Here is a 9,004-nt window from a genome sequence, read left to right on the forward strand (position 1 = left end):
AAATAAAATAAGAGCAAGCTTTAAGGAGGAAAACAGATGAGCTTCAATCATCAAGAGATTGAAAAGAAATGGCAAGATTATTGGTTACATAATAAAACATTTAAAACAACAGAAGATACAGAAAAACCGAAGTTCTATGCATTGGACATGTTCCCATATCCATCAGGAGCGGGTCTCCATGTAGGACATCCTGAAGGATATACAGCAACAGACATTTTATCTCGTATGAAACGTATGCAAGGGTATAATGTTCTTCATCCGATGGGATGGGATGCATTTGGTTTACCTGCTGAACAGTATGCGCTTGATACAGGGAATGACCCAGCTGAATTTACAAAGCAAAACATTGATAACTTCAGAAGACAAATCCAAGCACTAGGGTTTTCATATGATTGGGATCGTGAAGTTAACACAACAGACCCTGAATACTACAAATGGACTCAATGGATCTTTTTGCAGCTTTATAAAAAAGGTTTGGCTTATGTAGATGAAGTACCTGTAAACTGGTGCCCTGCGTTAGGTACCGTTTTAGCAAATGAGGAAGTTATTGATGGGAAAAGTGAGCGTGGAGGTCATCCAGTTGAGCGACGCCCAATGAAGCAGTGGATGCTGAAAATTACAGCATATGCTGATCGTCTTCTTGAAGACTTAGAGGACGTTGACTGGCCAGAAAGCATCAAAGATATGCAACGTAACTGGATCGGTCGTTCTGAAGGTGCTCATGTAACATTTGATATTGAAGGACATAATGAAACATTTACTGTTTTCACAACACGTCCTGATACATTATTTGGTGCAACATACGCTGTTTTAGCTCCAGAGCATTCTTTTATTGAAAAAATTACGACTGAGGATCAAAAACAAGCAGTTGAGGCTTATATTAACGAAGTAAAACATAAAAGTGATTTAGAGCGTACAGAGCTTTCAAAAGATAAAACAGGCGTATTTACAGGTGCTTATGCTATTAACCCTGTAAACGGTGAAAAAATGCCAATTTGGATTGCAGATTATGTACTTGTAACTTACGGTACTGGTGCGATTATGGCAGTTCCTGCACATGATGAGCGCGACTATGAATTTGCTGTAAAGTTTGATCTTCCGATTAAAGAAGTTGTAAGCGGTGGAGACGTGACGAAGGAAGCGTACACTGGTGACGGTGAACACGTTAACTCCGATTTCTTAAATGGACTTGGTAAACAAGAAGCAATTGAAAAAGCGATCGCATGGCTTGAAGAAAACAAAAAAGGCGAAAAGAAAGTAACCTACCGTCTTCGTGACTGGTTATTCAGCCGTCAACGTTATTGGGGTGAGCCAATTCCAATTATTCATTGGGAAGATGGTACAATGTCAGCCGTTCCGGAAGAAGAACTTCCACTTGTATTACCAAAAACAACAGAAATTAGGCCATCTGGAACAGGGGAGTCACCACTTGCAATTATTGATGAATTTGTAAATGTTGTTGATCCTGTAACAGGTAAAAAAGGTCGTCGTGAAACAAATACAATGCCACAATGGGCTGGAAGCTGCTGGTATTATTTACGATATATTGACCCGGAAAATAGCGAGGCTCTTGCTGATGATGCAAAATTAAAGCAATGGCTGCCTGTTGATATTTACATCGGAGGAGCTGAGCACGCTGTACTTCATTTATTGTACGCTCGCTTCTGGCATAAATTTTTATATGATATCGGTGTTGTGCCAACAAAAGAGCCATTCCAGAAGCTCTTTAACCAAGGGATGATTCTTGGTGAAAACAATGAGAAAATGAGTAAATCAAAAGGAAATGTTGTGAATCCTGATGAGATTGTTTCATCACATGGTGCAGACACGCTTCGTCTTTATGAAATGTTTATGGGACCATTAGAAGCATCAATCGCTTGGTCAACAACAGGTCTTGACGGAGCAAGACGTTTCTTAGATCGCGTATGGCGTCTCTTCATTGAAGATAATGGTGAATTAAGTCCGAAGGTTGTTGATGAAGCAAGCGATGCGCTTGAACGCGTTTATCATCAAACGGTCAAAAAAGTATCAGAAGATTTGGAAGGACTGCGCTTCAACACAGCTATTTCACAGCTGATGGTCTTCATTAATGAAGCATACAAACAAACAGTGCTTCCGAAAGAGTATGTAGAGGGTGTTGTGAAGCTTCTATCACCAATCGCCCCTCATTTAGCTGAAGAGCTATGGAGCAAATTAGGTCACAGTAGCACAATTTCTTATGAAGCTTGGCCGACATTTGACGAAGCGAAACTTGTTGAAAATGAAGTAGAGATCGTTGTTCAGGTAAACGGAAAAGTCCGTGCAAAGCTTTTAGTAGCAAAAGATGTTACAAAAGAACAGTTAGAACAAATTGCATTAGAAGACGATCGTGTGAAAGAACATGTAGAAGGAAAAACAATACGAAAAGTAATTGCCGTACCTGGTAAGCTTGTGAATATTGTGGCGAACTAGTACGTGTTTTGGAATTGGCAAGCCCGGCTCAGTGAGAGTCGGGCTTGCTTGTTTTTTTGCTTGTGTATGTCGTAGATTGTCGAAGAACTAATATCTGGTCAAAATCAGCAAATAAACTGTGAAAATTAGCAAATAAATCATAGAAATTGACTAATATATTGGACAAAATATCAAATATATCTCAAAAAGCATCAAATAAAGAAATTCTGCAAACTAGCACCTCACAAACTACTTTGATATAATGCAACTATTAAAACTGAAAGGGTGTACATAATGTCTGAATTTAAAGAAATTTCTCCTGAAGAGGTACAAAAAAGATTAGAAAATGGGGAAAAGCTTGAGCTAATAGATGTTCGTGAAGACGAAGAAGTAGAAGCAGGCATGATTCCGCAAGCGAAGCATATTCGTATGAATGATATTCCGGAGCATTTAGATGCACTTGATAAAGATAAAGAAACGATTTACATTTGTCGCTCAGGTGGAAGAAGCGGAAATGTTTGTGCTTATTTACAAGACAAAGGATACGATGTTGTTAACATGACTGGTGGCATGCTTGATTATAAAGGTGAAACAAAGCCAAAGAGTCAGCTAGCGTAAATTAAATAAATAAACGGAATTTTTCCAGTTAGAATGAAGAATGGAACTTGTTTGGGGGGGTATAAACGGATTTTTTCCGGTTATGCAAAGTAAAATGGTCCATTTTCATCTTTTTTGATGAAATAGGCGGAATTTTTCCGTCTATTTAATCTATTTTTCGTACTATTTCCTCATTAAGAGGAACTTTTCCGCTTATTTTAGTAGCTTATTTTCTGGCGATTCTTGATGAATTGGAAATCGCTTAACCAGGTGCTTATCTTGGTATAAAAAATGCTTGGAGCATATATGTCTCCAAGCATTTTACTTTTCCCGGTAAATAACAAGTGCTGAGTAACAATAGATTTGTTCTCCATCCTCGTCTATGGATACTGATACGCTGAACTTTATATCTCTAACCTGATTTTCTCCGAGGTCTGCTAGAAACCCATTGATTTCTTCTTCTAAATCTTTTTCGTGTTCTTCATCAAAAAGCGCCACTTTTAACATCATGATCACTTCCTAATTTCCATTTTAATAATCTGTATGACAGCTTGTCTAAATTTATTACTAGAATGGAGAAGTGATTTTATTCTTTAGAGTAAAGAGCAGCATTTGTTCCAGCGAGACGCCCGGTTACTAAAGCTGACGTAATATTATAGCCACCTGTGTAACCGTGTATATCTAGTATCTCACCACAGAAATATAATCCCGCTTTTAGTTTTGATGACATTTCCTTCGGGTGAATTTCTTTTACTGATACACCACCTCCAGTTACAAAGGCTTTCTCAATTGATAGTGTACCATGGACCTGAAATTGAAATTGCTTGCAATCTTTTACGAAAGAGCGCAATTTTTCATTTGATAGATTATCATACGTAACTAACGTATCAATTTGATTTTTTTCTAACAAAAAGAGTAAGTAACGTTCAGGTAGCAATCCTTTTAACACGTTTTTTATCGCTTTTTTTGAATCCTGTTTTAAATCTTTAACAATAGATTGAAAAAGCTGTTCCTCATTTTGATCAGGCAGGGCATCAATACTGACAGTAACGGCATTTGTTTTGAACTTTTTCATAGCCTTGACCACATATTGACTACATCTTAATACAGCTGGACCGGATATTCCGAAGTGAGTGAAAATCATATCCATTTTATGGGTAATAATTGTTTTTCCTTTTGGATTAAGGACACTGAGTGCCACATCACGTAAAGAAAGTCCTTGTAGAGCTTTCTCCTGGATAAATGGTTCATTCGAGGTAATAGGCACTTCAGTCGGAAACAATTCGGTAATCGTATGTCCGGCATTTTCAGCCCAGGCATATCCATCACCTGTACTCCCAGTATGTGGTACGCTTTTTCCACCAACAGCTAGTACAACTGCTTTTGTTATAATTGTTTCACCGTTAACTAGTACAATGCTTGTTACCTTTTCCTCATCGTATATCACATCTTTTACAGGTTCATTTGTACGTATTTCCACGTTTAATCGCTTTAATTCACTTATTAGTGCATCAACGACTGATTGCGCTTTGTCCGTGACGGGAAACATTCGACCATGATCTTCTTCTTTTAATTGAATACCTAGATTTTCAAAAAAACGGATAATATCTTCATTGCTGAATTCGGAGAAAGCACTATATAAAAAACGGCCATTTCCGGGTATATGTTTAATAATCTCATCTATTGGCAATCGATTTGTTACATTACAGCGACCACCACCTGATATGGCAAGCTTTCTTCCTAGTTTATTTCCTTTATCTAAAAGAAGTACACGAGCTCCTTTTTCTCCTGCAGCAATGGAAGCCATTAATCCTGAAGGACCTCCACCAATTACAACTACATCATATTTCATTTAATCCACACCTTTTTCACTTGTCTGCTACCATATTATATCTGAAGAACGTAAAAAGTAAAAAATGTGATGAAAAATAATGATGAATCACAATGCTTATGGTATATATGTGGGTTTATGGTAAAATAGAAAAGTTGAATCTTCATAGAGAAGAATGGTGAGTAAGAAAAATGTCTAATAATTTGTTACGAGGAACGTTCGTATTAACATTAGGTACATACATATCAAGAATTTTAGGAATGATTTATTTAATTCCTTTTGCAGCGATGGTGGGAACAACTGGTGGTGGATTGTTTCATGCAGGATATGCACAATATACAATTTTCTTAAGCGTTGCAACAGCAGGGTTTCCAGCAGCTGTATCTAAATTTGTTTCAAAATATAATGCTTTAGGAGATTACCAAACGAGCCGAAGGATGTTTAAGGCAGGCATACTTGTTATGCTCATAACTGGCTTACTTGCTTTTGCTATCTTATATATGCTGGCACCATGGTTTGCAATTGCAGCACTTGCTGAAAGAGAGCTTAATGGAGTAACAGTTGAAGATGCAACTCTCGTCATCAGAATGGTGAGCATTGCGCTTATTGTTGTTCCGCTAATGAGCTTAATAAGGGGCTTCTTTCAGGGGCATCAATCTATGGGACCTACAGCAGTTTCACAGGTTGTTGAACAGCTTGTCAGAATTGTCTTTTTGTTAGTTTCAACTTACATCGTGATGAATGTATTAAATGGTGGACTTGTTTTGGCAGTTGGCTATGCTACATTTGCTGCGTTTGTTGGAGCAGTAGGCGGGTTAGTTGTTTTGTTTATCTATTTGGTGAAACGAAAGGGTACACTCTTAGCTATGCAGGACAATCCAATTCAAGCTGAACCAATGCCACTCGGCAGAATGTTTAAGGAAGTATTTCGTTATGCAGGACCATTTGTTTTTGTTGGATTGGCAATCCCCATTTACAATTACATCGACACGTTGACTTTTAACCGTGCAATGTTAAGTACTGGAAATGAACAGTCATATACAATGGATATGTTTTCTGTGTTACTTCTTTATGTGCCAAAATTAGTGATGATTCCAGTATCATTAGCTACAGCCTTTGGATTAACACTGATTCCAACTATTACAGAGTCTTTCTCAAATAATAATCGGGGCTTACTACATAAACAGATTGATCAAACTTTACAGGTGATTATGTTACTTGTTTTACCTGCTGTGATTGGTCTTTCTGTTTTAGCCGGACCAGCCTATAATGTGTTCTACGCGGGAACATCAGAAGAAATTGGGAAGCATATTCTAATGTGGTATGCCCCTGTAGCTTTACTTTTCTCTCTTTTTACAGTGAATGCAGCGATCTTACAAGGTATTAATAAACAAAAGCTTGCGGTGATTAGCTTAGTCATAGGCTTAATTGTGAAGCTTTCCTTAAATGTTACGTTAATTGAGCTTTATGAAGGAGTAGGCTCAATTATCGCAACTGCAGCAGGCTACATTGTATCGTTAATCTATGGGTTTGCGATGATTAAACGCCATGCAGGTTATTCTTTTAGACTCCTAATTAAGAGGTCGTTATTAATTACAATACTGTGTATCTTTATGGGGCTTGTTGTTTCCGTGGTATTTTCTATACTAAGTATTTTTATTAATTACTCAGTTAGTCGTATGAATGCTGTTATTGTTGTTGGAATTGCCGTCGCAATTGGTGGAGCAACATATGCCTACTTAACATATCGATCTCATTTGTTAGAAAAATTATTAGGAAACCGTTTAAACCGTTTTTTACCAAGTAAAAAACGATCAGTTGAATAGGTTGAATTAATGAAATAAGTTAAAGATAACAAAGAACTCGGATTCTCCGAGTTTTTTTACTAAAAGTTGTTTCAGTTAAATTCTTTGATTTAAAATATCAAAATGATAGTGGAATGAAGTGGAAGACAATTGACTCCTGCGGGAGCTAGAGGAAAGGCTGAGACCCCGCAGGCAAAGCAGAGGAGGCTCAAGCTTCCTCCCCGCGGAAAGCAATTGTCTGGAGCGCAATGGAACGGACCTGTTCTTAGGTTAAATGAAAAATACGACAAGATATCAACAAATAGACTTAAATTAAAATATCTAGTTCCGTTAGGGGGGCTTACATAATATGAGAATTGATAAACTATTAGCAAATATCGGCTTTGGAAGCCGAAAAGAAGTAAAACAATTACTTAAGACAGGAGCTGTAAAAGTTGAAGGAGAACCAATAAAGGATCCAAAAACACATGTGGATCCTGATCATCAACACATTACAGTAAATGAAGAAAAAGTTGAATACAAAGAATTCGTTTACTTACTAATGAATAAGCCGGCAGGATATTTATCCGCAACAGAAGATGAGTATCAAGAAACAGTCATTGATTTACTGGAAATGGAAGACGCTGTTTATCAACCGTTTCCAGTTGGTCGTCTTGATAAAGATACGGAAGGGCTATTACTTTTGACGAACGATGGACAGCTTTCACATCAACTGCTGTCTCCTAAAAAACATGTTCCAAAAACTTATTATGCAGACATATTAGGTGAAGTAACTGAAGAGGACATCGAGTCCTTTAAGAATGGTGTGACATTGGATGATGGTTATGTAACAAAGCCTGCTAAACTTGAAATTCTAACAGCGGGGAATCAATCGACCATTCATATTACCATAACAGAAGGTAAATTCCATCAAGTAAAACGTATGTTTGAATCTGTTGGAAAAAAAGTAACATATTTAAAAAGAATATCGATGGGACCAATTGTTTTAGATGAGGATGAACTAAAAATAGGAGAATATCGCGATCTAACAGAGGAAGAAATAGAGGCATTAAGAAATGCTAAACCGATAGAATTATAAAAACATTTAGGCAAAAAGGAGGAACCTTGATCATAAGGTTCCTTATTTTATGTATATAGGAATGTTTATTTTTGATCTTACGAAGACATCTTAACTTTCTTCTTTGTAGTGGCCCATTTACCTCTTGTAGGGCTGTGAACCAAATCGTTATATGCTAACACATTTAAATCACGTTGTATGGTTCTTGATGTTATACCAAATTCGTCAACGAGTTGCTGTGTCGTCACAGTTCCCCGCTCATTAATAAACATGTAGACTGATTTGATTCTGGTTAGCATACGGTTTGTTGAAGGTTTCAAAAAACCACTCCTTATCGTTTGATCGCACTGGCAATGCCTACTACAACCTTTCGATGACTGCTCTTTCAGATGTCACTTCATACATATTTAGTTTTATGCGGTAAAACGTTACAACAATATTTTACACGATTTCGACAGTAATAATCCATAGAAAAGTTTCAATTTACACAATATTAACATTTTTATTCCAAGATAAACAAGCACGCGCGTACTTAACACAATAAATCTATATGCCCATTGTTCTGAATAGTATGACATTAAAATGAATTTTTTTATGGTTTTTGAATCTTTTTCCATCTTCCGAGCGTATTAAATTAAACAAGGAGGATCAAAGATGAGTATTTTAGCAGTGAAAATTGAAGAAGCAGGGTATGAAGAAAAAGATCCTGTTATTCAGGGAATTGATTTTCATTTACATAAAGGAGAATGGATTGGTTTAATCGGTCCGAATGGTGCAGGTAAAAGTACAACAATCAAGACTCTCTTAGGTGTAATGGAATATGTGAAAGGAGAGATATACAAGCAACCATGTAGTAGGTATGCATATATACCTGAAAAACCTATCTTCTATGATCATTTAACCTTGTGGGAGCATTTGGACCTCCTAGCTGCAGTTAATGGAATCAATGATAGGATTTTAATTGAAAGAGCTAATCTCTACTTACATGCTTTTAAAATGGAAAAAGTAAAACATGAGATGCCATCCACCTTTTCAAAAGGAATGCAGCAAAAAGTAATGATCATACAAGCTCTTGTATTACAACCTGATTATTATATTGTTGATGAGCCTTTTATAGGTCTTGATCCGAGTGCTACTAAAATGTTTTTAACTGTTATGGAAGAAGAACAAAATCGCGGTGCCGCTATCTTAATGTCAACTCACGTGTTGGACACGGCTGAAAAAATATGTGATCGGTTTTTACTCGTATCAGGGGGAACAATGGTTGCTCAAGGAACAATTGAG

At 37.0% G+C, this 9,004-nt stretch carries 8 protein-coding genes; 5 read left to right on the forward strand and 3 right to left on the reverse strand.

Features of this window, described 5'->3' with window-relative positions; translation table 11 throughout:
• The first annotated feature begins 36 nt into the window (after positions 1–36).
• Positions 37–2,451, forward strand: coding sequence for a leucine--tRNA ligase (gene leuS, locus ACEWK1_RS26330; RefSeq protein ID WP_416636804.1), 2,415 nt, complete (start codon positions 37–39; stop codon positions 2,449–2,451).
• A 273-nt stretch (positions 2,452–2,724) separates the two neighbouring features.
• A complete protein-coding gene (locus tag ACEWK1_RS26335) occupies positions 2,725–3,048 on the forward strand; it encodes a rhodanese-like domain-containing protein (protein WP_121663110.1) in 324 nt (107 codons plus the stop codon).
• A gap of 300 nt (positions 3,049–3,348) precedes the next feature.
• On the opposite strand, the gene ACEWK1_RS26340 is transcribed toward ACEWK1_RS26335, so the two are convergent.
• Both ACEWK1_RS26340 and ACEWK1_RS26345 read right to left on the reverse strand, forming a co-directional pair.
• Positions 3,349–3,534, reverse strand: a complete 186-nt coding sequence (locus ACEWK1_RS26340; RefSeq protein ID WP_121663109.1) for a sporulation protein Cse60 — start codon at positions 3,532–3,534, stop codon at positions 3,349–3,351.
• A gap of 79 nt (positions 3,535–3,613) precedes the next feature.
• Complete coding sequence (locus ACEWK1_RS26345; protein WP_251396153.1) at positions 3,614–4,879, reverse strand: NAD(P)/FAD-dependent oxidoreductase; 1,266 nt, start codon at positions 4,877–4,879, stop codon at positions 3,614–3,616.
• Positions 4,880–5,049: 170 nt separating this feature from the next.
• Here ACEWK1_RS26345 and ACEWK1_RS26350 point away from each other — a divergent pair, with 170 nt between their 5' ends.
• Both ACEWK1_RS26350 and ACEWK1_RS26355 read left to right on the forward strand, forming a co-directional pair.
• Positions 5,050–6,684, forward strand: a complete 1,635-nt coding sequence (locus ACEWK1_RS26350) for a putative polysaccharide biosynthesis protein (RefSeq protein ID WP_416636805.1) — start codon at positions 5,050–5,052, stop codon at positions 6,682–6,684.
• A 328-nt stretch (positions 6,685–7,012) separates the two neighbouring features.
• Positions 7,013–7,741, forward strand: coding sequence for a pseudouridine synthase (locus ACEWK1_RS26355; protein ID WP_121663106.1), 729 nt, complete (start codon positions 7,013–7,015; stop codon positions 7,739–7,741).
• 77 nt (positions 7,742–7,818) lie between these two features.
• Here ACEWK1_RS26355 and ACEWK1_RS26360 read toward each other — a convergent pair whose 3' ends face one another.
• A complete protein-coding gene (locus ACEWK1_RS26360; protein WP_121663105.1) occupies positions 7,819–8,040 on the reverse strand; it encodes a DeoR family transcriptional regulator in 222 nt (73 codons plus the stop codon).
• Between the two features lie 334 nt (positions 8,041–8,374).
• Between ACEWK1_RS26360 and ACEWK1_RS26365 the strand changes: the two genes are divergently transcribed.
• Positions 8,375–9,004, forward strand: a 630-nt coding sequence (locus ACEWK1_RS26365) for an ABC transporter ATP-binding protein (RefSeq protein WP_416636806.1), incomplete at its 3' end; no start/stop codon positions are given.

The organism is Metabacillus sp. YM-086 (genome assembly GCF_048059995.1).
Lineage (GTDB): Bacteria > Bacillota > Bacilli > Bacillales > Bacillaceae > Metabacillus > Metabacillus litoralis_B.

What these genes read in the sequence shown, in the direction of transcription:
- ACEWK1_RS26340 (WP_121663109.1), bottom strand. Translation starts at nt 3,534, where the DNA reads ATGTTAAAAGTGGCGCTTTTTGATGAAGAACACGAAAAAGATTTAGAA.
- leuS (WP_416636804.1), top strand. Translation starts at nt 37, where the DNA reads ATGAGCTTCAATCATCAAGAGATTGAAAAGAAATGGCAAGATTATTGG.
- ACEWK1_RS26335 (WP_121663110.1), top strand. Translation starts at nt 2,725, where the DNA reads ATGTCTGAATTTAAAGAAATTTCTCCTGAAGAGGTACAAAAAAGATTA.
- ACEWK1_RS26345 (WP_251396153.1), bottom strand. Translation starts at nt 4,879, where the DNA reads ATGAAATATGATGTAGTTGTAATTGGTGGAGGTCCTTCAGGATTAATG.
- ACEWK1_RS26355 (WP_121663106.1), top strand. Translation starts at nt 7,013, where the DNA reads ATGAGAATTGATAAACTATTAGCAAATATCGGCTTTGGAAGCCGAAAA.
- ACEWK1_RS26350 (WP_416636805.1), top strand. Translation starts at nt 5,050, where the DNA reads ATGTCTAATAATTTGTTACGAGGAACGTTCGTATTAACATTAGGTACA.